25 protein-coding genes are annotated in these 22,630 nt (G+C 60.5%); 13 read left to right on the top strand and 12 right to left on the bottom strand.

Going from position 1 to position 22,630, the window contains the following annotated elements; translation table 11 throughout:
• Positions 1–31: 31 nt before the first annotated feature.
• The 4 genes from ODQ19_RS07275 to ODQ19_RS07290 all read right to left on the bottom strand — a co-directional run bounded on the left by ODQ19_RS07275 (position 32) and on the right by ODQ19_RS07290 (position 4,256).
• On the bottom strand, positions 32–1,864 hold the full coding sequence (locus ODQ19_RS07275) for an ABC transporter ATP-binding protein (RefSeq protein ID WP_330209687.1): 1,833 nt from the start codon (positions 1,862–1,864) through the stop codon (positions 32–34).
• Between the two features lie 83 nt (positions 1,865–1,947).
• A complete protein-coding gene (locus ODQ19_RS07280; RefSeq protein ID WP_116667029.1) occupies positions 1,948–2,511 on the bottom strand; it encodes a peptidylprolyl isomerase in 564 nt (187 codons plus the stop codon).
• A gap of 3 nt (positions 2,512–2,514) precedes the next feature.
• Positions 2,515–3,318, bottom strand: a complete 804-nt coding sequence (locus tag ODQ19_RS07285) for an alpha/beta fold hydrolase (RefSeq protein WP_116667028.1) — start codon at positions 3,316–3,318, stop codon at positions 2,515–2,517.
• Between the two features lie 14 nt (positions 3,319–3,332).
• Positions 3,333–4,256, bottom strand: coding sequence for a LysR family transcriptional regulator (locus ODQ19_RS07290; protein WP_116667027.1), 924 nt, complete (start codon positions 4,254–4,256; stop codon positions 3,333–3,335).
• A 49-nt stretch (positions 4,257–4,305) separates the two neighbouring features.
• On the opposite strand from ODQ19_RS07290, the gene ODQ19_RS07295 reads away from it, so the two are divergent.
• From ODQ19_RS07295 to ODQ19_RS07305, 3 genes are all read left to right on the top strand, one after another.
• Complete coding sequence (locus ODQ19_RS07295; RefSeq protein ID WP_116667026.1) at positions 4,306–4,620, top strand: 3-phosphoglycerate kinase; 315 nt, start codon at positions 4,306–4,308, stop codon at positions 4,618–4,620.
• Between the two features lie 151 nt (positions 4,621–4,771).
• Positions 4,772–5,371, top strand: coding sequence for an FMN-dependent NADH-azoreductase (locus ODQ19_RS07300; protein WP_330209688.1), 600 nt, complete (start codon positions 4,772–4,774; stop codon positions 5,369–5,371).
• Between the two features lie 203 nt (positions 5,372–5,574).
• Positions 5,575–6,444: a carboxylate/amino acid/amine transporter gene (locus ODQ19_RS07305; protein ID WP_034136149.1), complete on the top strand. Its 870-nt coding sequence runs from the start codon at positions 5,575–5,577 to the stop codon at positions 6,442–6,444.
• Here ODQ19_RS07305 and ODQ19_RS07310 read toward each other — a convergent pair.
• On the bottom strand, positions 6,401–7,429 hold the full coding sequence (locus ODQ19_RS07310; RefSeq protein ID WP_330209689.1) for an NADP-dependent oxidoreductase: 1,029 nt from the start codon (positions 7,427–7,429) through the stop codon (positions 6,401–6,403). The two genes, ODQ19_RS07305 and ODQ19_RS07310, sit on opposite strands and share 44 nt — an antisense overlap.
• A gap of 62 nt (positions 7,430–7,491) precedes the next feature.
• A complete protein-coding gene (locus ODQ19_RS07315) occupies positions 7,492–8,280 on the bottom strand; it encodes an SDR family NAD(P)-dependent oxidoreductase (protein WP_330209690.1) in 789 nt (262 codons plus the stop codon).
• A 125-nt stretch (positions 8,281–8,405) separates the two neighbouring features.
• Between ODQ19_RS07315 and ODQ19_RS07320 the strand changes: the two genes are divergently transcribed.
• Positions 8,406–8,972, top strand: a complete 567-nt coding sequence (locus ODQ19_RS07320; RefSeq protein ID WP_034128300.1) for a TetR/AcrR family transcriptional regulator — start codon at positions 8,406–8,408, stop codon at positions 8,970–8,972.
• A 16-nt stretch (positions 8,973–8,988) separates the two neighbouring features.
• Here the strand turns inward: ODQ19_RS07320 and ODQ19_RS07325 are convergent, their stop codons facing one another.
• A complete protein-coding gene (locus ODQ19_RS07325) occupies positions 8,989–10,281 on the bottom strand; it encodes a mechanosensitive ion channel family protein (protein ID WP_014719419.1) in 1,293 nt (430 codons plus the stop codon).
• A gap of 192 nt (positions 10,282–10,473) precedes the next feature.
• Between ODQ19_RS07325 and ODQ19_RS07330 the strand changes: the two genes are divergently transcribed.
• Positions 10,474–11,820 carry a DEAD/DEAH box helicase gene (locus tag ODQ19_RS07330; RefSeq protein WP_003193110.1) on the top strand — a complete coding sequence of 449 codons (1,347 nt, stop codon included), beginning with the start codon at positions 10,474–10,476 and terminating at the stop codon, positions 11,818–11,820.
• A 47-nt stretch (positions 11,821–11,867) separates the two neighbouring features.
• On the opposite strand, the gene ODQ19_RS07335 is transcribed toward ODQ19_RS07330, so the two are convergent.
• Positions 11,868–12,143 carry a hypothetical protein gene (locus ODQ19_RS07335; protein WP_116667022.1) on the bottom strand — a complete coding sequence of 92 codons (276 nt, stop codon included), beginning with the start codon at positions 12,141–12,143 and terminating at the stop codon, positions 11,868–11,870.
• Between the two features lie 153 nt (positions 12,144–12,296).
• Here ODQ19_RS07335 and ODQ19_RS07340 point away from each other — a divergent pair, with 153 nt between their 5' ends.
• The 5 genes from ODQ19_RS07340 to copD all read left to right on the top strand — a co-directional run bounded on the left by ODQ19_RS07340 (position 12,297) and on the right by copD (position 16,681).
• A complete protein-coding gene (locus ODQ19_RS07340) occupies positions 12,297–12,686 on the top strand; it encodes a transcriptional regulator (RefSeq protein ID WP_116667021.1) in 390 nt (129 codons plus the stop codon).
• A 126-nt stretch (positions 12,687–12,812) separates the two neighbouring features.
• Complete coding sequence (locus ODQ19_RS07345) at positions 12,813–14,528, top strand: copper resistance system multicopper oxidase (RefSeq protein ID WP_330209691.1); 1,716 nt, start codon at positions 12,813–12,815, stop codon at positions 14,526–14,528.
• 10 nt (positions 14,529–14,538) lie between these two features.
• Entirely contained in the window at positions 14,539–15,366 is an 828-nt protein-coding gene (locus ODQ19_RS07350) for a copper resistance protein B (RefSeq protein WP_330209692.1), read from the top strand.
• Between the two features lie 50 nt (positions 15,367–15,416).
• Complete coding sequence (copC, locus tag ODQ19_RS07355; RefSeq protein ID WP_330209693.1) at positions 15,417–15,803, top strand: copper homeostasis periplasmic binding protein CopC; 387 nt, start codon at positions 15,417–15,419, stop codon at positions 15,801–15,803.
• Complete coding sequence (copD, locus tag ODQ19_RS07360; RefSeq protein WP_330209694.1) at positions 15,800–16,681, top strand: copper homeostasis membrane protein CopD; 882 nt, start codon at positions 15,800–15,802, stop codon at positions 16,679–16,681. The genes copC and copD overlap by 4 nt, the downstream gene beginning before the upstream one ends.
• Here copD and ODQ19_RS07365 read toward each other — a convergent pair.
• The 3 genes from ODQ19_RS07365 to ODQ19_RS07375 all read right to left on the bottom strand — a co-directional run bounded on the left by ODQ19_RS07365 (position 16,678) and on the right by ODQ19_RS07375 (position 18,725).
• A complete protein-coding gene (locus ODQ19_RS07365) occupies positions 16,678–17,544 on the bottom strand; it encodes a DUF6279 family lipoprotein (RefSeq protein ID WP_330209695.1) in 867 nt (288 codons plus the stop codon). The genes copD and ODQ19_RS07365 overlap by 4 nt on opposite strands.
• A gap of 66 nt (positions 17,545–17,610) precedes the next feature.
• Positions 17,611–18,333, bottom strand: a complete 723-nt coding sequence (locus tag ODQ19_RS07370) for a TorF family putative porin (protein WP_116667015.1) — start codon at positions 18,331–18,333, stop codon at positions 17,611–17,613.
• Between the two features lie 212 nt (positions 18,334–18,545).
• Positions 18,546–18,725: a hypothetical protein gene (locus ODQ19_RS07375; RefSeq protein ID WP_003193095.1), complete on the bottom strand. Its 180-nt coding sequence runs from the start codon at positions 18,723–18,725 to the stop codon at positions 18,546–18,548.
• A gap of 323 nt (positions 18,726–19,048) precedes the next feature.
• Between ODQ19_RS07375 and ODQ19_RS07380 the strand changes: the two genes are divergently transcribed.
• Both ODQ19_RS07380 and ODQ19_RS07385 read left to right on the top strand, forming a co-directional pair.
• On the top strand, positions 19,049–19,885 hold the full coding sequence (locus ODQ19_RS07380) for a CvfB family protein (RefSeq protein WP_116667014.1): 837 nt from the start codon (positions 19,049–19,051) through the stop codon (positions 19,883–19,885).
• A gap of 156 nt (positions 19,886–20,041) precedes the next feature.
• Positions 20,042–20,440, top strand: a complete 399-nt coding sequence (locus tag ODQ19_RS07385; protein ID WP_330209696.1) for a DUF2177 family protein — start codon at positions 20,042–20,044, stop codon at positions 20,438–20,440.
• Here ODQ19_RS07385 and ODQ19_RS07390 read toward each other — a convergent pair.
• Positions 20,384–21,562, bottom strand: a complete 1,179-nt coding sequence (locus ODQ19_RS07390) for an MFS transporter (RefSeq protein WP_330209697.1) — start codon at positions 21,560–21,562, stop codon at positions 20,384–20,386. The two genes, ODQ19_RS07385 and ODQ19_RS07390, sit on opposite strands and share 57 nt — an antisense overlap.
• Positions 21,563–21,666: 104 nt before the next feature.
• Here ODQ19_RS07390 and ptrR point away from each other — a divergent pair, with 104 nt between their 5' ends.
• On the top strand, positions 21,667–22,560 hold the full coding sequence (ptrR, locus tag ODQ19_RS07395) for a putrescine utilization regulator PtrR (protein ID WP_330209698.1): 894 nt from the start codon (positions 21,667–21,669) through the stop codon (positions 22,558–22,560).
• Positions 22,561–22,630: the final 70 nt, after the last annotated feature.

The raw sequence follows: 22,630 nt of genomic DNA on the forward strand, positions 1-22,630 counted from the left end.
TCGGAATTGAGCGGGGCTTTACCCAGCGAAATCAGTCTATGCCGACAAAACCCCCGGTCTGATGCTGCCATAACCGCGAATAAAGCCCGCCGTATGCCAGCAACTCGGAATGGCTGCCGCTCTCGGCGATCTGGCCTTTTTCCAGCACCACCAGGCGGTCCATTCGTGCGATGGTCGACAACCGGTGTGCAATCGCAATCACCGTCTTGCCCTGCATCAAGGTTTCCAGGCTCTCCTGGATCGCCGCTTCCACTTCAGAGTCCAGCGCAGAGGTGGCTTCGTCCATGATCAGGATCGGCGCGTCCTTGAGCAGCACGCGGGCGATAGCGATACGCTGGCGTTGCCCGCCGGAGAGTTTCACCCCGCGCTCACCCACATGGGCATCCAGCCCGGTGCGGCCCTCGGAATCCGACAGCAGTGGGATGAACTCATCGGCGCGGGCCTTGTGCACCGCCGCCCACAGTTCCTCGTCAGTCGCGTCGGGCTTGCCATACAGCAGGTTGTCGCGGATCGAGCGGTGCAGCAACGAGGTGTCTTGGGTGATCATGCCGATTTGCGCGCGCAGGCTTTCCTGGGCGACTTCGGCGATGTCCTGGCCGTCGATGAGGATGCGCCCGCCCTGCAGGTCGTAAAGGCGCAGCAGCAGGTTGACTAGCGTCGACTTGCCCGCGCCGGATGGGCCGATCAAGCCGATCTTTTCCCCGGCCTTGATCTCGAGGTTGAGGCCGCCAATGATTCCGCTCTGCTTGCCGTAGTGGAAGTCCACCTGCTCGAAGCGCACCTGGCCGTGGGGCACCGTCAGGCGCGGAGCGTTTTCACGATCGACCACGGCCAGTGGCTGGGCGATGGTCTTCAGGCCGTCCTGCACGATACCGATGTTTTCGAAGATGCCGTTGACCACCCACATGATCCAGCCGGACATGTTGACGATGCGGATCACCAGGCCGGTGGCCAGGGCAATCGCGCCCACGGAAATCAGCGACTGGGTCCACAGCCACAGGGCCAGGCCAGTAGTGGTGACAATCAGCAGGCCGTTCAAAATACAGATCACGGTGTCCATGCTGGTGAGTACGCGGGCGGCCAGTTGGGTTTTTTCGGTCTGCTCGATGATCGCTTGCTTGGCGTATTCCTGTTCATTCTGCGTATGGGCGAACAGCTTCAAGGTGGTGATATTGGTATAGCCGTCGACAATCCGGCCCATCAACTTGGAGCGCGCCTCCGAGGAGACCACCGAGCGCTCTTTCACGCGAGGTACGAAGTAACGCAGGGCCAGGCTGTAGCAAACGATCCAGGTGATCAGCGGAATCATCAGCCGCCAGTCAGCCTCGGCAAACAACACCAGGGCACTGATGGCGTAGATCGACACGTGCCAGATAGCCTCTGCGGTCGCCACCGCCGAGTCACGCAAGGAATTGCCGGTTTGCATGATCCGCTGGGCGATGCGCCCGGCAAAATCGTTCTGGAAGAAATTCAGGCTCTGCTTGAGCACGTAGCTGTGGTTTTGCCAGCGAATCAGGCTGGTCATGCCGGGGTTGATGGTCTGGTGCACCAGCAAGTCATGCAGGCCGTTGAAGAGGGGGCGCAACAACAGGGCGACCACGGCCATCCAGATCAGCTCGGCGCTGTGGATCTGGAAGAAGTTCGCCGGTGGCGTGCCCTGGGCCAGGTCGATGATGCGGCTCAGGTAGCTGAACAACGCGACTTCGATCAGGGCGCCGACCAGCCCCACCACCAGCAGCGCGGCAAAGCACGGCCACACCTGGCGCAGGTAATAGAGATAGAAGGGCAGGACTTTTTCGGGAGGGGCCGCGCTGGGGGCGTCGCGGAAAATATCGATCAGTTGTTCAAAACGACGATAGAGCATTAGGTTTGACGCCCGCCGGGCGGGCTCTCCTTTCAAAGGTGCACGGTGCCGTGGGGGGCGCCGTGCAAAGCTGCCTGCGGACCTCAGTCGATGCGCTTGGCCGACTTGATGATCACAGGATCGATAGGCACGTTCTGCATGCCTTGCTTGGTGGTGGTCTGGGAGTTGACGATGACGTCGACGACGTCCATGCCCTTGACCACTTTGGCGAACACGGCATAACCGGCATCGCGGCCCGGGTCGAGGAAGGCATTGTCAGCCACGTTGATGAAGAATTGGCTGGTGGCCGAGTTCGGGTCATTGGTGCGAGCCATGGACAAGGTGCCACGCACGTTATGCAGGCCATTGCTAGCTTCGTTCTTGATCGGTGCTTCGGTCGGCTTTTGTGACATTTGCTGGGTGAACCCGCCGCCCTGGACCATGAAGCCCGGGATCACGCGGTGAAAGATCGTATTGGTGTAGAAGCCCTTGTCGACATAGGCCAGGAAGTTCTTGGTGCTGATCGGAGCCTTGACCGGGTCCAGTTCGATTTCAATCTGGCCGTTGGTGGTGTCGAGCAAAACATGTGGCGCCTTGGCCGGCTCAGCTGCCATCAGGTTGGCAGCGAACAAGGCGGAACCGGCAAAGAAGGCGATTTTTTTTAGCATGGGTCAGTGATCCTGGGTAGTGGTTTCGACGGTCTTTAGAAAATCGAGCAAGGTCGCGTTAAAGACCTCGGGTTGATCCAAGGGCGTGGCATGGCGGGAATCTTCGATCACCACCAGCCGCGCATCGGGCAGCAGTTTTACATAGATTTCTTTCTGCGCCACGGGGGTGTAGTCATGGTCAGCGCTGATGACCAGGGTTGGACAGGCAATTCTCGACAGTTGTTCCTGCACGCCCCAGCCCACAATGGCGTCGAAGCTGGCGAGATAAGCACGTTTGTCGTTTTTTACCCAGCGTTCGGCCATCTTGCGGCGCAGGTCGGCTTGCTCAGGTTTTGGGAACAGCCGATCGCCCAAGGCCTTGCCGATGGTGCCCAGGCTGAGCACGCGGGCCAGGGTCCAGCGTTTGGCCCATTGCCAATAGTCATCGGCACTGCGCACCTTGACCTCAGGCGCGCTGTTGACGATGCACAGGCTCTTGACCCGCAGGGGTTCATCCACTGCCAGTTGGAAGGCGATCATGCCGCCCATGGATAAACCCACCACGTGGGCCGCTGGCAGGTCCAGGTGTTCGATCAGGGCGATCAGGTCGAAGGTAAACCCCTTGATGCTGTAGCGCTCCCGGGGTTTGTCCGAGCGACCATGGCCACGCACGTCAACCACGATCAGGTGGTAGTGTCGGGCGAGTACCGGTACTTGCAGTTCCCAATCCTGGCTGCTGGAGCCCAGGCCGTGGATCAGGATCAGCGGGTTGCCATGGCCATATTCCTCGTAATGCAGGCTGCAGCCTTCATGGTCGAACCAGGCCATGGATGAACTCCGTTTCAGGCTTGTTGGGGAGCGGCAAAGGGCGCGTCCAGGGGAGCGGTGTCGAAGGTGCGCAGCAATTCCACGAGGATCTGCGTGGCGGGCCCCAAGGGTTTGTCTTTGTTGGAGTACAGGTAAAACGTCGGGTTGCGACTGCCGCCTTTTTCGAGGGGCAGCTGCTTGAGCACGCCCTCCTTGAGTTCGCGCTCGATCATGTGCCGGGGCAGCCAGGCAAAGCCCAGGCCGCTGGCGACGAAGGTGGCCGCGGTAGCGAGGCTGCCGACAGTCCAGCGCTGTTCAGCGCCGAGCCAGCCGACGTCGCGCGGTTGTTGGCGGCCGGAGTCACGGATCACCACCTGCATCTGGCTCTCCAGGTCGTGGAAACTCAGCTCACGGTTGAGGCGATGCAGCGAGTGATCGGGGTGGGCCACGGCGATGAACTCCACATCGCTCATTTCCGTGCCCAGGTAGCCCGGGATGATAAACCCGCAAATGGCCAGGTCCGCCATGCCGTCGAGCAGCAACTCTTCGACGCCGGACAGCACTTCTTCGCGCAGGCGCACCCGGCAGCCACGGCTTTGCGGCATAAAGGCGGTTAATGCGCGAACGAGACGTGCGCTGGGGTAGGCGGCATCCACCACCAGACGCACTTCGGCTTCCCAGCCCTGTTCCATGTGATGGGCGAGGTCTTCCAGCTGGCTGGCGTTTTTCACCAGTTGACGGGATCGGCGCAGCAGCACTTCACCGGCCTCGGTCAGCACCGCCTTGCGCCCGTCGATACGCAGCAAGGGGACTCCGAGTTGGTCCTGCATGCGCGCCACGGTGTAGCTCACTGAAGATTGCGAACGGTGCAGCGCTTCGGCGGCCTGAGCAAAGCCGCCATGGTCGACCACGGCTTGCAAGGTGCGCCATTGATCGAGGGTAACGCGGGGCGCTTTCAAGATGAGCTCCTCTTGTCCTAAGCTGGCGGTCCTTATTGGAGACTGCCGAATGAGAAAATTGTGTTGTGTGTTGCTGGCGCTGCTGCCGATGAGCGCGTTTGCCTACCCCATCGATGTGACGAAGAAGATCAACGGCGTAAGCGTTGACTACACAGCGTCCGATGTGGACGCCGACATCAGTTCGATCCAGCTAAGTAACTACGGCACCAACGACGCGGTATGTTCGGTAACCTTCACCAACGGCCCGGAATCGCCACGCCGTCGTACCGTGACCGTGCCTGCTGGCAAAAGCACTAACACCACGGTCAAGTTCAATCGCTCCATCATCAAGATGCGTATTGCTCTGAACTGCGCGCCAAAATAAAGCAACAGCGGAGCATGCCCACAGGAATACTCCGCTTATAAACAAATTTCTAGATGGGTTGTAGCAGTTTTTTGCGCTTTTTTATCGAACGGGCCCTGGTTAACCTTCTCTCCATCGACTTACAGCAATTACCGATGGAGCCTACGAAGCCATGTCCAATGTTCTGATCATCGAAAGCAGTGCGCGCCAGCAGGATTCCATTTCCCGCCAGCTCACCCAACAGTTCATCAGCCAATGGCAATTCGCCCATCCGGCAGACCGCATCACCGTGCGCGACGTCGCGCTCAATCCGGTACCCCACCTGGATGCCAACCTGCTAGGTGGCTGGATGAAGCCGGCGGAGCAGCGTAACGACGACGAACAGGTGTCCCTGGACCGCTCCAACGAGTTGACTGACGAACTGCTGGACGCCGACGTGTTGGTGATGGCCGCGCCGATGTACAACTTCGCCATCCCCAGCACCCTTAAAGCCTGGCTGGATCACGTGTTGCGGGCCGGTGTGACGTTCAAATACACCGCCACCGGGCCCCAGGGTCTGTTGACCGGCAAGCGCGCTATCGTGCTTACCGCACGCGGTGGTATCCACACCGGCGCCACCTCGGATCATCAGGAACCGTACCTGCGTCAGGTCATGGCATTTATCGGCATTCATGACGTCACCTTCATTCACGCCGAAGGCGTCAACCTGGGCGGCGACTTCCAGGAGAAGGGCGTCAATCACGCCAAGGCACTGCTGGCTCAGGTGGCCTGAGGCGTTAATCGTCAGATAATCCCGTGCTGCTTATATAGCCCCACGCAAACCCTTCAAGTACGCGTATCGAACCTCCCTTTGCACTTTTTGCTCCTGAGTGCTCCTGCCCGACTGCCGCTTTAGCGAGGTCGGGTTTTTTTTGCGCCGAGTTTCTTCAACCCCCAAAAAGCTTTAATGTCGCGCCCATTCGAAACGAGGCGCGCATGGGCTATCTACTGGTTGTCACCCTGATTCAGGCATTTTCCTTCAGCTTGATCGGCGAATACCTCGCCGGTCACGTCGACAGCTACTTCGCAGTGCTGGTGCGCGTGGTGCTGGCCGGGCTGATCTTTATTCCGCTGACGCGCTGGCGTTCGGTGGAGCCCGCGTTCATGCGCGGCATGTTAGTGATCGGTGCATTGCAGTTCGGCGTGACCTACGTATGCCTGTACCTGAGCTTTCGTGTGCTGACGGTGCCGGAAGTGCTGCTGTTCACCATCCTCACACCGCTGCATGTGACCCTGATCGAGGACGCGCTTAATCGCCGCTTCAATCCTTGGGCGCTGGTGGCGGCCCTGGTGGCGGTGGGTGGTGCGGCGGTGATTCGTTTCGATCAGATCACCCCGCACTTCCTGATGGGGTTCTTGCTGCTGCAATTGGCCAACTTCACCTACGCCGCCGGGCAAGTCATGTACAAGCACCTGGTGGCGCGTTATCCCAGTGACCAGCCGCACTTCCGGCGTTTCGGTTATTTCTACCTGGGCGCCTTGTTGGTGGTGTTGCCGGCGTTCCTGCTGTTCGGCAAGGCTGATTTCCTGCCGCAAGCGCCGCTGCAATGGGGCGTGCTGGTGTTCCTCGGGTTGGTCAGCACTGCGCTGGGCATGTACTGGTGGAACAAGGGCGCCTGCCTGGTCAATGGCGGCACCCTGGCGGTGATGAACAACCTGCATGTGCCGGTGGGGCTGTTGCTGAACTTGTTGATCTGGAACCAGCACGAACCGCTGGGCCGTTTGGCCCTGGGCGGTCTGGTGATTCTGGGGGCGGTTTGGATCAGCCGGCTGGGTGTGCGTCGGGCGGTGCCGTCCCCATCGTGATCACCACCTTGCCTTTGGCGCGGCCTTGTTCGACATAGTCCAGGGCCGCCGCTGTGAATTCGAAAGGAAAGGTACGGTCGATGACCGGCCGGATACTGCCGGACTCGACCAGCGCGGTGATTTCATCCAGTTGTGCGCCACTGGCACGCATGAAGACAAACTCATAGCTCACGCCTTGCTTGCGTGCTTTCCTGCGGATACCGCTGCTCAACAGGCCCATGACCAGGCCTAATAGCCATGGCAGGTTCTGGGCGCTGGCGAAGGCGGGAGTCGGCGGCCCGGAGATGGAGATGAGCTGACCGCCGGGCTTGAGAATCTTCAGTGACTTGGCCAGCGCACCCGGGCCAAGGCTGTTCAGCACCACATCGTAATCCCGCAGCACGGCCTCGAAAGCTTGCTGTTTGTAGTCGATCACTACATCCGCGCCCAATGCCTTGACCCACTCCACATTGGCGGTGCTGGTGGTGGTGGCGACAAAAGCGCCCAAATGCTTGGCCAACTGAATGGCGATACTGCCCACCCCGCCTGAGCCCGCATGAATGAACACCTTCTGGCCTTTCTTCAGCTTCGCGGTTTCCACCAGCACCTGCCACGCCGTCAGCGCGACCAGGGGCAAGGATGCGGCTTGCTCCATGCTGATGTTGCCGGGTTTGCGCGCCAGTGCGTCTTCGTGCACGGCAATCCGCTCGGCGAAGGTGCCGATACGTTGCTGGGGCGGGCGGGCGTAGACTTCGTCCCCCGGCTTGAAGCGTCGCACCGCAGCGCCGACGCTGAGCACCACGCCGGCCAGGTCATTGCCCAGTGTCAACGGCAACGCATAGGGCAGGATCAGTTTGAATTCGCCCTTGGCGATCTTTGCATCCAGCACATTGACGCTGCTGGCCCGCACCTGAACCAGCACGTCATGCTCGCCCACGACAGGCGCGGGGGCCTCGATGAGGCGGCCGGGCTGCTTGCTGTACCGTTCAATGGAAAATGCCTTCATGGTTCAACGCTCGTTGCTTCGATGAGAAGGGGCAGGCGCGGAGCGCGCCTGCTACCGGTTGATCAGGCGTTGGCCAGGTAACGTTCGGCAACCTGGGACTGCTTGATCTGCGCCAGCAAGCCTTGCCGCGCAGCCTGCAACGCGTCCCAACGGGCGCCGTCCTGCAACGGCGGGATGGTCACCGGCTCGCGGCGATCGAAACCAACCAGCGCCGCGTCCACCAGATCACCCACTTCCATCACGTCCGTGAGGGTGTTGATGTCAATGCCCGCACGCTCCCAGATCTCGGTACGCGTGGCAGCGGGCAGCACGGCTTGCACGTACACGCCTTTGGGCGCCAGCTCCAGGCTCATGCCCTGGGACAGGAACAGCACGAACGCCTTGGTCGCGCCGTACACCGTCATGCCGAATTCCGGGGCCAGGCCCACTACCGAGCCAATGTTGATGATAGCGCCGTTGCCGGCTGCCGCCAGGCGTGGGGCGATGGCACTGGCCAGGCGTACCAGCGCCGTGGTGTTGAGGGCGACCAACTGCGCGACGCTGTCGGTGGACTGTTCGATAAAACCGCCAGACTGCGCGGCGCCTGCATTGTTGACCAGAGTGCCAATGCTGGCGTCGTCGCGCAGGCGCGCTTCAACTGCGGCCAGGTCAGCGCTCTGGGTCAGGTCGGCCGGGAGGATATCAACGCTGACGGCATGCTGTTCACGCAGTCGGGCGGCGAGCGCTTCCAGGCGCGTGATATCACGGGCGACCAGTACGAGGTCATGGCCGCGTGCGGCAAAACGTTCGGCGTAGGCGGCACCAATGCCGGTCGAAGCGCCAGTGATCAGAACGGTGTTGGAAGTGCTCATGGTGTGGTGCTCTGTGAGTGCGAGGAGGTTTTATGATGTCGATCATAATCAAAGCTGTCAACGGTTTTGATTATGATCGACATCATAGTAATATGCCTATCTCGCAAGCTGGCAGGACCACAGACATGAAGATCACCAAGGCGCAGTCACAGAGCAATCGGGCCCATATCGTCGCGACAGCTTCCGAGCTGTTCCGCGAGCGGGGTTTCGATGGGGTGGGCGTGGCCGAGTTGATGGCTGCGGCCGGTTTTACCCAAGGCGGCTTTTACAAGCACTTCGGTTCCAAGGCGGACTTGATGGCGGAAGCGGCCGCCAACAGCCTGGCGCAGTCACTGGCTGATAGCGCGGAGATGGAGGTGGAGCAGTTTTTCGAGGTTTACCTGTCCAGGCAGCACCGCGATCATCGCGGCGGCGGATGCACATTGGCGGCGTTGTGTGCCGATGCTGCCCGTCAATCGGACACGCTGAAGGCGACCTTTGCCGACGGCTTGGAAAACACCCTGCAGGCCTTGGAAGCAAAGTACAACGCAGCTCATGAGACGCCACAAGAAGGCGTGCGCGCGAAAATGCTCGACAGCATGGCCCATGCCATCGGCGCAATCATGTTGTCGCGGGCGTGCCCGGATGATTCCGCCCTGGCCGATGAAGTGCTTGAGGTGTGCCGCAAGGAGATTACGGCGTCACTGCCGTAATCCCGTTCGCATCACCTCATGCCGTTTCGGCGACGGGTACCTGCGTGGCCCCAGCCAATGCCGGCAGCACACCAGCGCGCAGGTCATTACCGCTTGGCTGCTGATACAGGCTCAGCCCGAACTCCGGCAACACCGCCAACAGATAATCAAAAATATCCCCCTGGATCCGCTCGTAATCGCCCCACGCCGTGGTGCGGGTAAAGCAGTAGATCTCCAGCGGCACGCCCTGGGCGGTGGTTTGCATCTGGCGCACCATGCAGGTCATGTTCGGCTGGATGTCCGGGTGGCTTTGCAGGTACGCCAGGGCGTAGGCGCGGAAGGTGCCGAGGTTGGTCATGCGCCGACGGTTGGCCGACAGTTGCGCGCTGTGGCCCTGGGCCTCGTTCCAGGCCTTGAGTTCGGCCTGTTTGCGGCTGATATAGCCGCTGAGCAAGTGCACCTGGGTCATGCGCACTTCTTCCTCATCGTTCAGGAAGCGTACGCCGCTGGCGTCGATGTACAGGCTGCGCTTGATACGGCGCCCACCGGAGGCCTGCATGCCACGCCAGTTCTTGAACGACTCGGACATCAGGCGCCAGGTGGGGATGGAAACGATGGTCTTGTCGAAGTTCTGCACCTTCACCGTGTGCAGGGTAATATCGACCACATCGCCATCGGCACCGACCTGGGGCATTTCGATCCAGTCACCGACGCGCAGCATGTCGTTGCTGGTCAATTGCACACTGGCGACGAACGACAGCAGGGTGTCCTTGTACACCAACAGAATCACCGCCGACATCGCACCCAGGCCTGAGAGCAGCAACAGCGGCGAGCGGTCGATCAGGGTGGCGACGATGATGATCGCGCCGAACACGAACAGCACCATTTTCGCCAGTTGCACATAGCCTTTGATCGAACGGGTGCGTGCGTGTTCGGTGCGTGCGTAAATATCCAGCAGCGCGTTGAGCAGGGCACTCATGGCCAAAACCATGAACAAGATGCTGATCGCCAGGGCCACGTTGCCGATGAACAGGATGGCGGTCTTGCTCAGGTCCGGCACCAGGTACAGGCCGAACTGGACCACCAGCGACGGCGTCATCTGCGCCAGGCGATGGAAGACTTTGTTATGCCGCAGGTCGTTCAGCCAGTGCAGGGCCGGCTGCCGGCCGAGCAATTTGACCGCGTGCAGGATGAGGTAACGGGCGACGCGTCCCACCACCAATGCCACCACCAGCAACACCAGCAAGCCGAGGCTGGAATGCAGGACCGGGTGTTCATCGAGGGCGCCCCAAAGGTCTTGGACGTTGAGCCAGAGCTGTTTGATATCCATGAGTGAACCGATTCTTCTGTAAGACAACACGGGGCGATTAGAGCATTTAAGTGCAATAAAGTTGACGCTCTGGACAAAATCGCTGACAAAAAAGCAGCTGATTGGCCCCGTTCGCGTAAAGAAACTCGGTTTGGGCGCCCGAAACCGGTAACCTATGCAGCTGATATTTTGTATTTCTTCGAGGTAGCACCCGTGTTTTCCCAATTCGCCCTGCACGAACGCCTGCTCAAAGCCGTGGCCGAGCTTAAATTTGTCGAGCCTACGCCTGTGCAAGCAGCGGCCATCCCGCTCGCGCTGCAAGGGCGTGACCTGCGGGTGACGGCGCAAACCGGCAGCGGCAAGACTGCCGCTTTCGTCCTGCCGGTGCTTAACCGCCTGATTGGCCCGGCCAAAGTGCGCGTCAGCATCAAGACCCTGATCCTGCTGCCGACCCGCGAGCTGGCCCAGCAGACCCTGAAGGAAGTCGAGCGCTTCTCGCAGTTCACCTTCATCAAGTCCGGCATCATTACCGGTGGCGAAGACTTCAAAGTCCAGGCCGCGATGCTACGCAAGGTGCCGGACATCCTGATCGGCACCCCAGGGCGCATGATCGAGCAGCTCAACGCTGGCAACCTCGACCTCAAGGAAGTCGAGGTGCTGGTGCTCGACGAAGCCGACCGCATGCTCGACATGGGCTTTGCCGATGATGTGCAACGTCTGGTCGGCGAGTGCGTCAACCGTCAGCAGACCATGCTGTTCTCCGCCACCACCGGTGGTTCGACCCTGCGCGACATGGTCGCCAAGGTGCTGAACAACCCTGAGCACTTGCAGGTCAACAACGTCAGCGACCTGAACGCCACCACGCGCCAGCAGATCGTCACCGCTGACCATAACGTGCACAAAGAACAGATCCTCAACTGGTTGCTGGCCAACGAGACCTACCAAAAGGCCATCGTGTTCACCAACACCCGTGCCGCCGCCGACCGTATCTACGGGCGCCTGGTTGCGCAGGAATACAAGGCGTTCGTGCTGCACGGCGAGAAAGACCAGAAGGACCGCAAGCTGGCCATCGACCGTCTCAAGGCGGGCGGCGTGAAGATCCTGGTAGCCACCGACGTCGCTGCCCGTGGCCTGGACGTTGACGGCCTTGACCTGGTGATCAACTTCGATATGCCACGCAGCGGCGACGAATACGTGCACCGTATCGGCCGTACCGGACGGGCCGGCAACGATGGCCTGGCCATCTCGCTGATCTGCCACGGCGACTGGAACCTGATGTCGAGCATCGAACGCTACCTCAAGCAGTCGTTCGAGCGCCGCACCATCAAGGAAGTCAAAGGCACTTACACCGGGCCGAAGAAGGTCAAGGCGTCGGGCAAGGCCGTTGGCGTGAAGAAGAAAAAGACCGACGCCAAGGGCGACAAGAAGAAAACCGGCGCCAAGTCACCGACCAAGCGCAAGATCGCCAACCGGCCGAAGACCGACAACCTGTCGCTCGTCAGCAAGGACGGCATGGCGCCGCTCAAGCGCCGCAAGCCAGAAGCACCGGCTGCCGAATAAGCAGGCGGGCATAAAAAAACCGGACGATGTCCGGTTTTTTTTCGCCATCAGTTGTTGGTTTTGGCGGCCGCTTCCTTGAGCTCCTTGAGCCGCGCATCGATCAACTGGCACTTGTCGGGAAACTCGGCGCTTTCGGTATCCAGGTCCATCTTCTGCAGCTCGGCATTTATCTGCTTGGCCTTGGTCGGGTTCTGTTCTGTGAGCTTGGTCACTTCCTTGGCCAGCGCTTCACGCTTGGCCGTTGCCTCCTCGGGCGTGCAGGCCCAGGCGGGCAGGGCGCTTAACAGCGTGGCGGCGAGAGTCAGCTTCATCAAGGTTTTCATGGTCGGACTTCCTTGGCAGTGATGTGCAGTTGAGGTGGCGAACCTCTGGAAAGTTCAGAGAAATGACGCCCGTCTGTTCAGTTGAACGGCCAGTGCCAGGACATGTCACTCCCTTAGACGGGCTAACTCCATCGGCCTGCAGGAGGAATCAGGATGACGACTTACAATTGGGATCTGATCGAACGTCTGCTGCATGAAGTGCAGAACGGCGAGGGCAGCTTTGCGCCGCGCAAATACGCCGAGCAGGAAGCGGCCGAGAAGGCGACGGCCGGCGAGGCCACTGGCAACCTGGACGCACTGAAGAAGACCGCTGCCGATTACGAGGCGCTGCTGTTCAAGCGTGGCTTTATTGAATCGCGGCCAGAAGAAGAGGGCGGCAATGGCGAGAATTTCATTCTGACGGCGCTGGGTGCGCAATTGCTGGCGCTGATCGACAGCTCGATTCCGGGCAATGATCATCCGCGTCAGGTGTTGGATGAACAAGCGGATGCGCTTGATCCGGCAACGTTCGCTGAAGTGGCCTCCAAAGCCCAGATCGCCTGATCCTGTTATGCCCCGGCGCCCCTGAGGGTGCCGGGTGAACCTGTCGAATCGGTAATCTGCCGCTAAGGTTGCTGACAGCCGGCGACTCCTAATCTGCTGCCATTCAACTCACGGACTTGAATCGGCATGCACTCCACAACCTCCAGACGCACATTCGTCAAAGGCCTGGCCGCAGGCGGCCTGCTGGGCGGGCTCGGGCTTTGGCGCCCGCCTGTGTGGGCACTGACCAGCCCCGGCCAGCCCACGGTGCTCGCCGGCAGCGAGTTTGACCTGTTTATTGACCAGACCCCCGTCAACCTGACAGGCCAACCGCGCACCGCGTTGACCGTCAACGGCAGCCTGCCCGGCCCGCTGTTACGCTGGCGGGAGGGCGACACCGTGACCCTGCGCGTGAAAAACCGCCTTGGCGAGCCCACCTCGATCCACTGGCACGGCATTCTGTTGCCATCGACCATGGACGGCGTGCCCGGCCTGAGCTTCAAGGGCATCGAACCGGGCGGCCTTTACGTTTACCAGTTCAAGGTCAAGCAGCACGGCACCTACTGGTACCACAGCCATTCCGGGCTTCAGGAGCAGCAGGGCGTGTACGGCCCGCTGGTCATCGACCCCAAGGACCCCGAGCCGTATACCTACCAGCGCGATTACGTGGTGATGCTGTCGGACTGGACCGATGAAGACCCCATCGCCCTGATGAAGACCCTCAAGAAGCAGTCCGATTACTACAACCTGCACAAACCCACCCTGGGCGATTTTATCCGGGATGTGGGCAAACAAGGCTGGTCGGCCACGGCTGCCGACCGGCTGATGTGGGCGCAAATGAAGATGAACCCCACCGACCTTGCAGACGTCAGTGGCGAGACCTACACCTACTTGCTCAACGGCCAGCCGCCTGGGCAAAACTGGAGCGGGGTGTTCAAGGCGGGGGAAACGATTCGCCTGCGTTTTATCAATGGTTCGGCGATGACCTATTTTGATGTGCGCATTCCCGGGTTGAAGATGACCGTCATCGCCGCGGATGGTCAGCCGGTGAAGCCGGTAAGCGTCGACGAGTTCCGTATCGCCGTGGCGGAAACCTACGATGTGCTGGTCGAGCCCGTGGCAGACGCTTACACCCTGTTTGCCCAGTCCATGGACCGCACAGGCTATGCCCGTGGCACCCTCGCCCGGCAGGTGGGGGCGACGGCCTTGGTACCGCCGCTTGATCCGCGCCCGTGGCTGACCATGGAGGACATGGGTATGGGCGGCATGGACCACGGCGCCATGGCCGATATGCCGGGCATGGAAGGCATGGATCACAGCGCCATGGGCGCGATGGCGATGCAGAAACACCCCGCCAGCGAGCAGAACAACCCGCTGGTAGACATGCAGGCGATGAGCCCGGTGCCCAAGCTGGACGACCCTGGAATCGGCCTGCGCAACAATGGCCGCCGGGTGCTCACCTATGCCGACCTGCGCAGTACCTTCGAAGACCCCGATGGCCGCGACCCCTCGCGCACCGTCGAATTGCATCTCACCGGGCATATGGAAAAGTTCGCCTGGTCGTTCAACGGCGTGAAGTTTTCCGATGCCGAGCCTCTGCAACTGACCTATGGCGAGCGCGTGCGGGTGGTGTTGGTCAACGACACCATGATGGCCCATCCGATTCACCTGCATGGATTATGGAGCGACCTGGAGGACGAAAACGGCCAGTTCCAGGTGCGCAAACACACCATCGACATGCCACCGGGCTCCCGGCGCAGTTACCGCGTCACCGCCGATGCCTTGGGGCGCTGGGCCTATCACTGCCACCTGCTGTACCACATGGAAATGGGCATGTTCCGTGAGGTGCGCGTGCATGAATAAGGAAGCGAGCATGAACCGTTGCGTCTCGTCCCTTTGCATCGCTTTCGCCACGCTGGGGTTCGCCCCATGGACGTTGGCGGCCGAGGATGAATTTCAGGGCATGAGCCCGGCGACGCCGGCGCTGACGCAAAGCCGTACGCCGATTCCGGCGCTCACCGACGCAGACCGTGCAGCGGTCTACAACGCGCCGGGAGGGCATCAGGTGCACGACAGCAGCGTCAACTCGATGCTGCTGATCAACCAGTTGGAATGGCAGGGCGGCGACGGCAACACGCAGAGTTGGGACATCAAGGGTTGGGTCGGCGGTGACATCGACCGGTTGTGGCTACGCAGTGAAGGCGAACGCAGCGCGGGCCGCACTGAAAGCGCCGAAGCCCAAGCGTTATGGGGGCACGCAATCAGCCCGTGGTGGGATGTGATCGGCGGCGTGCGCCAGGACTTCAAGCCTGGTGCCAGCCAGACCTGGGCGGCCTTTGGCCTACAAGGCATGGCGCTCTACAACTTCGAGGCCGAAGCCACGTTGTTTGTCGGCGAATCGGGGCATACCGCCGCACGCCTTGAGGGTGACTACGACATTCTGCTCACCAATCGCCTGATCCTGCAGCCCACCGCAGAACTCAATTTTTATGCGCAGAACGATCCGCAACGCGGCGTTGGTTCGGGCTTGGCAAAAAGTGAACTGGGCCTGCGTTTGCGCTACGAAGTTCGCCGCGAGTTTGCGCCCTATGTTGGGGTCAGCTGGAACCGGGCTTATGGCCAGACCGCGCAATACGCACGGGACGAGGGCGAAGACATCCATCAACTGCGCTGGGTGGTCGGCGTGCGGTTGTGGTTCTGAAAGGTTTCCCTTTTTTATCATTCGCCGCCTCGCGCGGCCTGGAGTCTTGCATGTCTATGTTGAACACCATGCTGCTGGGTGCTGCGCTGTGGGTAGGCTTAAGTCTTAGCCTTCCAGCTTCGGCCCATCCAAAGCTGCTGTCGTCGCTTCCGGCGACAGGTGCACAGGGCGCTGCGCCTGCAGTCATTGAATTGCACTTCTCGGAAAATCTGTTGACTCAGTTTTCCGGGGCCAAGCTGACCATGACCGACATGCCGGGCATGCCCGATTCTCCGATGCCGGTGAAGGCCGCCGTGTCGGCGAGCAGCGACCCCAAGGTGATGTTGATCAAGCCGGTCTCCGCACTCACCACCGGCAGCTATCGGGTGGATTGGCGTGCCGTGTCGTCTGATACGCATCCGATCACGGGTAATGTGGTGTTCAGCGTGCAGCCATGAGTGAGCTGATCCCCATCGCATTGCGCTTCGCGCTCTATCTCGACCTGATGATGCTATTTGGACTGGGGCTGTTCGGCCTTTATGGTCTGCACGCTGAGCAACGCAGACGGCTCAATCTAAGGGCATGGATGGGATTGACGGGCGGCTTGGGGCTGGTGTTTTCGGTGGCGTCGCTATTGGTCATGACCCAATCCATGAGCGGAGCCACGGATTGGCAGGCGCTGTGGCCGCATGTACAGATGATGCTGTGGCAGACTGACCTGGGGCTGACGTGGTGGGTGCGTGTCGCGGCGCTGGTCCTGGCGACACTGAGCACTCACCTGGCGCTGGCCACGCTGTCGGCTGGCGTGGCGTTGGTCACCCTGGTGTGGACAGGGCACGGCGTGATGCACGAAGGCGTGCAAGGCGTGTGGCACATCGTCAGCGACAGTGCACACCTGTTGGCGGCGGCAGGTTGGGTGGGGGCGCTGGCGGCATTTGGTCTGCTGCTGATGCCTGCGTCGTTGCCACGGGGCGATCGGATCCAGGTTCTCGCCAGGGCGTTGGCGGGTTTCGAGCATATGGGCGCGGGATTTGTCTTGGTGCTGGCCGGCACGGGTGTGGCCAATTATCTGTTCGTCGTCGGACCAAACCTGGGGGGCATCACCGGTGGAGTCTACGCGGTGCTGCTTTGCCTGAAGCTGGGGTTGTTTGGCCTGATGCTGGCCTTGGCGGCCCTCAATCGCTTTCATCTGACGCCGCTTCTACATCGATCTATCGCGGCGGGCGACTATAGCGTGGCGATCCGTGCGTTACGGCGCAGCATGGTTATGGAGTTTGGTGCGGTGGTGCTCATCCTTGGCTTGGTGGCCTGGCTGGGCACCTTGGCGCCAGACTAAGACTGCGCGCTTTTCAGGCATTTGAGCGCCTGGAAGTCGCTGCGGACCTTGTCGATTTTCTGGGTAAGTTTCAGGCGCTGCGCTGGGGAGCTTTGGGCCATCACGTCGACGAGCAAGCTGCGCGCGGCGGCTTCGGTCTGTGCGTAGGCGGCGCGGTATTGCGGGGTCCACAGGCTTTCGCGATCCACCAGCAGTTGTTGGATTTTTTGCGGGAAATCGGCAGTGTGGCGTTGTTGCAGCGCCTCGATAAATTGCGCCTGCCAATGGGCGCGGTTGCCGATCCACGCTTGGTTTTGCGCGCCCAACTCGGCAGACCAGGCCGTCACGCGGTTTTGCTGGCCGGGGCTCAATGGGCCGATCCAGGCGTCCAGTCGCTTGCTCATGCGTTCGGCGCGTTCCTTGATTTGCTGGGCCAGCGGCGGCTTGAGGTATTCGTCCTGGCGTTTGCGCAGGTCCTTGGCCAGGGCGTCGCTCATGTCCTTGACCTGCTGATCGTCCAGGCCTTGCAGCAATTGCACGGCTGAGGGGGTGATTTCCCGCGCAATCTCGGCAATTGCCTGTTTGGCCTCGACAGTACGGGTTTGCAACGCGGCGTCGGTGACCTGGTTGCTGTCGACCATCTGCTGCAGGCGGTCGAGCCAGTCCAGGTAGCCAGGCAATTGCGTGGTGCAGTGCCAGGCCAGGTGCTCCTTGAGAGTGTCGTTGAACCAGCTCTTCTGCCCGGCATGCATGTCCAGGTAATCGTTGAGGGTCCATGGGATGATCACGTCGAGGTTACGGTAGGCCAGGCCCACGCGATTGCAGCCGGCGAGCACCAGGCTCAGGGTCAGCAGTACCATCAGGAGTTTGAGCCGGCGCAACATGGGCAGGTCCTTGCATGGAGGGCGTTAATGTATGTGAACCTGCGCGGGGTGCGACAGTTCAGCCCATCAATAAAACGACCGCGCGGCCTTCAAGGTCAACAGCCCATCACATTGCGAGTTGTGTCCGGAGTAGGCCGAGCAGTCACTGCCGCTGAGGCTGGAGCCGCTGTAGATCAGGTCCAGGTCAATGCCTTTCCAGGCCCGGGAAAACTGCACCGACCAATCGCTGAAACTGCTGATGGCGCCGTTCTCTACCGAGACCGGCGTGCCCAGTTGATGGGTGGTGTACTTCATGCTGACACCGATGCCGAAAGGCTGGGTGCCGCCCAGGTCGGCAAACAGGGTGCTGTCCTGGCGGTCGGGGTCGTTGCTGAAAGACACGCCAAAGCGGTTGCCCAACAGGTTCAGCCCGCCGTAGAACTCCTGGCTGTCGAGGGGGCTGACCTTGGGGTAGCTGTAATGGATCAAGCCGACTTCGTAGCCCAGGGTCTGGTCGAACGGACGCTTGAAGCCCATGTAGGAGTCGACTTCAAGGTTATTGGCCGACGACAGGCCCATGTTCGGGGAAAACTGGCCGAAATACAGGCCGCTGTCGTGGGTAAGGTCCAGGCCACCGTGGAACGAGTCGCTGCCAGGGGCGGTCGGCTTGACCAGGCCCTGGGCCATGGTGCGGCTGGGGGTGGTGCCTAATTTCAGGTCGAAGTCACCCAGTTCACGCTGGAAGATATGCGCTTGGGCCAAAGGGCTGGCGACCAGGATGCTGACCACGAAAATACAGCGTTTAAGCATGCTTCACTCCATGAAAAGCGAGGAGCAGTAACGGAAAGATTCAGGCGGATGCCCGTGCTAGACGTGTGCAAGGATACCGGCGAATGCCAGGCGTTGAGGCCCGTTCGTCGATTAGCTGCGTATTGAATGTATCGGGAGGGGGTGGCAACTCTAGTCCTAGCGCCTCGAAGGCAAGACGCTTAGGGACCAGATGCAGTGCGCGGGTATGACTATTACTTCTTGCCCAGGCTGATCTGCTTGGATGGGCCGAAAGTCTGGCCGCTCACGCCCTTGGCAATTTGCTGGATTTCGCCGCCGGACTTGAGGAACGCAGCGATCTGGCTGTTGATCGATTCGCTGGTTTCAACGGCGGGAGCTGGCTTTGCTTTGCTGTTGGATGCTTTTACACGCATGGCGGCCACTAACCTGTAGAAAATTAACTTGGCCAGGCATCGTACAGGAAATACTTGACAATTGCTTGGCAAATATCCCTCAGAAATAAGACGCAGCGCTGGAAATAACCGAAGTTCAGCGCTGAAATAAAGCGCTAACTTACTGTTTTAGCTGGAAACCACAGGCTGGTGGGCACGCTGATGGCCTGCTCAAAGTGAACCGAACGATCAGACGAGTGGGGCGGTGCCACTGGAACGCCATACCAGCCCGCGATTTTTCAGGCGTGTGCGCGTGCAGGGCACAACTCGGGTAGAATGCCGCCCACGCAATGAGGGTATTGGAAATGGCTTTAGTCGGGCGCTACAACAGCTTGCAAGTAGTCAAGCACACTAACTTTGGTTTGTACCTCGATGGTGCGCAAGAGGGGGAAATCCTCTTGCCTAATCGGTATATCCCTAAAGATATTCCCAGTGAAGATGAAGACTGGCTCAACGTTTTCATTTATCTGGACAGCGATGACAAACTTATCGCCACCACCGAAAAGCCCAAAGTTCAAGTCGGTGAATTTGCCAGTTTGAAAGTTGTGGAAGTCAACAGTATCGGCGTGTTCCTTGACTGGGGTTTGCCCAAGGACCTGCTGCTGCCGTACTCGGAAGAAAAACGCCAGCTGACCGCGGGCGAATACTGCGTGGTGCACGTTTACCTCGACAAGCACACCAAGCGCATCACCGCCACCGCTCGCCTTGACCGTTATCTGGACAAAACGCCGGCGAACTATCAGGTGGGTCAGGAAGTCGACCTGCTGGTGGCCGAAGCCACCGACATGGGCTTCAAGGCGATCATCAACAACAAGCACTGGGGCCTGATCCACAAGAACGAAGTGTTCAAGTTCCTGCGCCCGGGCAAGGAAGAGAAGGGCTTTATCAAAGAGATCCGCGCCGATGGCAACATCAGCCTGAGCCTGCAGCCGGTGGGCCAGGAAGCGGCCTCCAGCCTGAACTCGAAGATCCTCGCCAAGTTGCGCGATAACAATGGCAGCCTGCCGGTCAGCGACAAAAGCGACCCGGCGGTGATCAGCAACTTGTTCGGGGTGAGCAAGGGCAACTTCAAGAAGGCCATTGGTGCGCTTTATAAGCAGGGCCAGATCGTGATTCATGCGGACCGCATTGAACTAAGCTGAGTACAGGCTGCTCTCCTGTAGGAGCGAGCTTGTTGTGGCGAGGGAGCTTGCTCCCGCTCGACTGCGCAGCAGTCGCGAGCTTTTGGGGGCGCTTCGCACCCCAGCGCAAGCAAGCTTGCTCGCCACAACAAGCTCGCTCCTACAAAGGCTCGTGTCATGTCCAAGAGAACGCTCTTCGCCTACCTCGGTACCTTGCTCGCCTTCCTGGTCCTCGACGGCCTTTGGCTTGGCGTGCTCATGGGCTCCACCTACAAATCCCTGCTTGGCGCGCTGATGCTTGATCAGCCACGCCTGTTGCCTGCGGTATTGTTCTATCTCCTGTATGTCCTTGGCTGCGTAGTGTTGGTGGTCTTGCCCAGCGCCAGTTGGCAGCGCGCTGCGCGTTTGGGCGCCTTGCTTGGCCTGGTGGCCTATGGCACCTATGACCTGAGCAACTGGGCCACGCTTCAAGGCTGGTCCGCTGGGTTGGCGCTGATGGACATGGCGTGGGGCACGTGCCTAACAGCGATTAGCTGCACCGTTGGCCACTTGTGTGCAAATCGGCTGCGCCGGTAGAGGGCGGCTGATCAGTACTGAACCGGCTAATAACAACCCGGTACCGGCAACGACCAACGCCGGTTGCAGGCTGCCACTGAGGTGGCTGCTGACCGACGCCAACAGTGGCCCGCTCAATTGGCCGACGGCGAAGCTGGCGGTCAGTAACCCCGTGCTGCGTTGGTAGCCATGGGGCGCGACCTCCCGTAATCGCGCCATCACCAACTGCATGCAGGCCAGAAAGGGCGCACCGCACAGCAACACGCCCAGCGCCAAGCCCCAGCCATTGCCAAGCAGGCAGGCAAATACCCCGGCCGCTTGCAGCCATAAAGTCGCCATCAGCCAGCGACGGGTGGTGTTCGGGTGCTTGCGGCGCAGGCTTGCAACCCCCACTCCCAGCGCGGCCGCCAGGCCAAAGCAGGGCCAGAACAAGTCGGCCTGCCAGGCCCCGTGGAATTGAGCGCTGGCCATCTGCGACAGAAAAGTCGCCGGGATGATATAGCCCAGGCCATACAGGAAATAAATCCAGCATAGGTGCGCGATACTGCCGTTGTTTCCCGCGCTGGTGGCCTGTGTAACCTTCAGGGCCGGCTTGGGTAGAAACGGTAGGATCGCCAACAACATCACCAGCGCCACCGCCCCGTAGAGCAACCACAGCGTGGCAGAGCTTTGCCCCGATAGGTTCGACACCAGCGCCAGCAGCCCCGTCAACACAATCCCCAACCCCGGCCCTGCAAACACCAGCGCACCCAGGCGTGGACGACCGGCGGCAATCGCCAGTGGTTGGCTCAGGCTGGTAATCATCACCAGAGCCCACGCACTGGCGACCCCGGTGCCGAAGCGCAGCAGCACATGCGGCCAGAACCCGTGGGCCCAGTAGGACGCCAGGGTCAGCAATACGCACAACCACAGCCCGCCGTATAGGCGCCCGCGCACATGCTGATGGCTGCGGGCAAAGATCGAGTCCACCGCGCCGACAAAATAGCCCAGGTAATTGGCGGCTGCGATCAGGCCGGCGCCGGTCAGGTTGATCTGGCCTTCACTGAGCAAATGCGGCATTTGCGGAGTCAGGGCGAAGCGGCCAATGCCCATGGCCATCATCAGGGCGACGAAGCTGGCGAGTAAGCGAATCAGCGGGGACATGTTCAGGTTTCCTGCAAAGAAGCGAATGCCTTGCAGGCTAAGACGGATTGACTTTCTGTAAAATTGAATAATAGTGAGTAACTTGTTCAGTTTTGGAGAAAGTAATGGAGTTCAGTCAATTGCGCATTTTCCAGGCCGTGGCGGAAGAGGGCTCCATCACCCGCGCCGCTGAGCGCCTGCACCGCGTGCCCTCAAACCTGTCGACCCGGCTTAAACAAATGGAAGAGCAACTGGGCGTCGATCTGTTCGTGCGCGAGCGCCAACGCTTGCAGCTTTCTCCGGCAGGCAAGGTACTGCTGGACTACAGCACCCGCCTGCTGGCGCTGCACGACGAAGCCCACGGCGCCGTACAAGGCGGGCAGCCGGCCGGTGATTTCGTCTTGGGCAGCATGTACAGCACCGCCGCGGTTCATTTGCCGAAGCTGCTGGCGCGCTATCACAAGACTTACCCCATGGTGAACCTTCAGGTGCAGTCGGCGCCCAGTGGGGAGTTGCTGGAAGGGCTGATCACCGGGCGCCTGGACGCAGCCTTCGTCGACGGCCCGCTGACCATCGCCACCCTGGATGGCGTACCGCTGTGCGAAGAGCGCCTGGTGCTGATTTGCGAGGCCGATCACCCGCCGGTGCGTGGCCCCCAGGATGTGACGGGCCGTGCGGTGTTCACGTTTCGGCGCAGTTGCGCCTACCGCACGCGCCTGGAAACCTGGTTTTCCCATGAGCGTGTGGCGATGGGGCGGGCGATCGAGATCGAGTCCTACCAAGGCATGCTCGCCTGTGTGATTGCCGGTTCGGGGGTGGCGTTGATGTCTGAGTCCATGCTCGAAAGCCTGCCCGGCAAGGACAGCGTGTCCGTTCATCCGCTGACCGGGCCTTTTGCCACTGCGACCACCTGGCTGATGTGGCGAAAGGGTATGCTCGGCGCTAATCTCAATGCATGGATCGACCTGCAGCAAGACGGCAACCCACGATGCGTGCAAGACACGCGCGCGATTGCTTGAACGATCCGTCAGGATTTGGATCAATTTAGTAATAGTTCGTTGTGGTTTCCTTCAAGCATTACCTAGGACT

It is taken from the genome of Pseudomonas sp. AM4(2022) (assembly GCF_036346515.1).
GTDB lineage: Bacteria > Pseudomonadota > Gammaproteobacteria > Pseudomonadales > Pseudomonadaceae > Aquipseudomonas > Aquipseudomonas paracarnis.

What these genes read in the sequence shown, in the direction of transcription:
- ODQ19_RS07370 (WP_116667015.1), bottom strand. Translation starts at nt 18,333, where the DNA reads ATGCTTAAACGCTGTATTTTCGTGGTCAGCATCCTGGTCGCCAGCCCT.
- ODQ19_RS07305 (WP_034136149.1), top strand. Translation starts at nt 5,575, where the DNA reads ATGGGCTATCTACTGGTTGTCACCCTGATTCAGGCATTTTCCTTCAGC.
- ODQ19_RS07340 (WP_116667021.1), top strand. Translation starts at nt 12,297, where the DNA reads ATGACGACTTACAATTGGGATCTGATCGAACGTCTGCTGCATGAAGTG.
- ODQ19_RS07325 (WP_014719419.1), bottom strand. Translation starts at nt 10,281, where the DNA reads ATGGATATCAAACAGCTCTGGCTCAACGTCCAAGACCTTTGGGGCGCC.
- ODQ19_RS07300 (WP_330209688.1), top strand. Translation starts at nt 4,772, where the DNA reads ATGTCCAATGTTCTGATCATCGAAAGCAGTGCGCGCCAGCAGGATTCC.
- ODQ19_RS07390 (WP_330209697.1), bottom strand. Translation starts at nt 21,562, where the DNA reads ATGTCCCCGCTGATTCGCTTACTCGCCAGCTTCGTCGCCCTGATGATG.
- ODQ19_RS07320 (WP_034128300.1), top strand. Translation starts at nt 8,406, where the DNA reads ATGAAGATCACCAAGGCGCAGTCACAGAGCAATCGGGCCCATATCGTC.
- ODQ19_RS07345 (WP_330209691.1), top strand. Translation starts at nt 12,813, where the DNA reads ATGCACTCCACAACCTCCAGACGCACATTCGTCAAAGGCCTGGCCGCA.
- ODQ19_RS07280 (WP_116667029.1), bottom strand. Translation starts at nt 2,511, where the DNA reads ATGCTAAAAAAAATCGCCTTCTTTGCCGGTTCCGCCTTGTTCGCTGCC.
- ODQ19_RS07275 (WP_330209687.1), bottom strand. Translation starts at nt 1,864, where the DNA reads ATGCTCTATCGTCGTTTTGAACAACTGATCGATATTTTCCGCGACGCC.
- copD (WP_330209694.1), top strand. Translation starts at nt 15,800, where the DNA reads ATGAGTGAGCTGATCCCCATCGCATTGCGCTTCGCGCTCTATCTCGAC.
- copC (WP_330209693.1), top strand. Translation starts at nt 15,417, where the DNA reads ATGTCTATGTTGAACACCATGCTGCTGGGTGCTGCGCTGTGGGTAGGC.
- ODQ19_RS07385 (WP_330209696.1), top strand. Translation starts at nt 20,042, where the DNA reads ATGTCCAAGAGAACGCTCTTCGCCTACCTCGGTACCTTGCTCGCCTTC.
- ODQ19_RS07310 (WP_330209689.1), bottom strand. Translation starts at nt 7,429, where the DNA reads ATGAAGGCATTTTCCATTGAACGGTACAGCAAGCAGCCCGGCCGCCTC.
- ODQ19_RS07295 (WP_116667026.1), top strand. Translation starts at nt 4,306, where the DNA reads ATGAGAAAATTGTGTTGTGTGTTGCTGGCGCTGCTGCCGATGAGCGCG.
- ODQ19_RS07375 (WP_003193095.1), bottom strand. Translation starts at nt 18,725, where the DNA reads ATGCGTGTAAAAGCATCCAACAGCAAAGCAAAGCCAGCTCCCGCCGTT.
- ODQ19_RS07365 (WP_330209695.1), bottom strand. Translation starts at nt 17,544, where the DNA reads ATGTTGCGCCGGCTCAAACTCCTGATGGTACTGCTGACCCTGAGCCTG.
- ODQ19_RS07335 (WP_116667022.1), bottom strand. Translation starts at nt 12,143, where the DNA reads ATGAAAACCTTGATGAAGCTGACTCTCGCCGCCACGCTGTTAAGCGCC.
- ODQ19_RS07315 (WP_330209690.1), bottom strand. Translation starts at nt 8,280, where the DNA reads ATGAGCACTTCCAACACCGTTCTGATCACTGGCGCTTCGACCGGCATT.
- ODQ19_RS07285 (WP_116667028.1), bottom strand. Translation starts at nt 3,318, where the DNA reads ATGGCCTGGTTCGACCATGAAGGCTGCAGCCTGCATTACGAGGAATAT.
- ODQ19_RS07350 (WP_330209692.1), top strand. Translation starts at nt 14,539, where the DNA reads ATGAACCGTTGCGTCTCGTCCCTTTGCATCGCTTTCGCCACGCTGGGG.
- ODQ19_RS07380 (WP_116667014.1), top strand. Translation starts at nt 19,049, where the DNA reads ATGGCTTTAGTCGGGCGCTACAACAGCTTGCAAGTAGTCAAGCACACT.
- ptrR (WP_330209698.1), top strand. Translation starts at nt 21,667, where the DNA reads ATGGAGTTCAGTCAATTGCGCATTTTCCAGGCCGTGGCGGAAGAGGGC.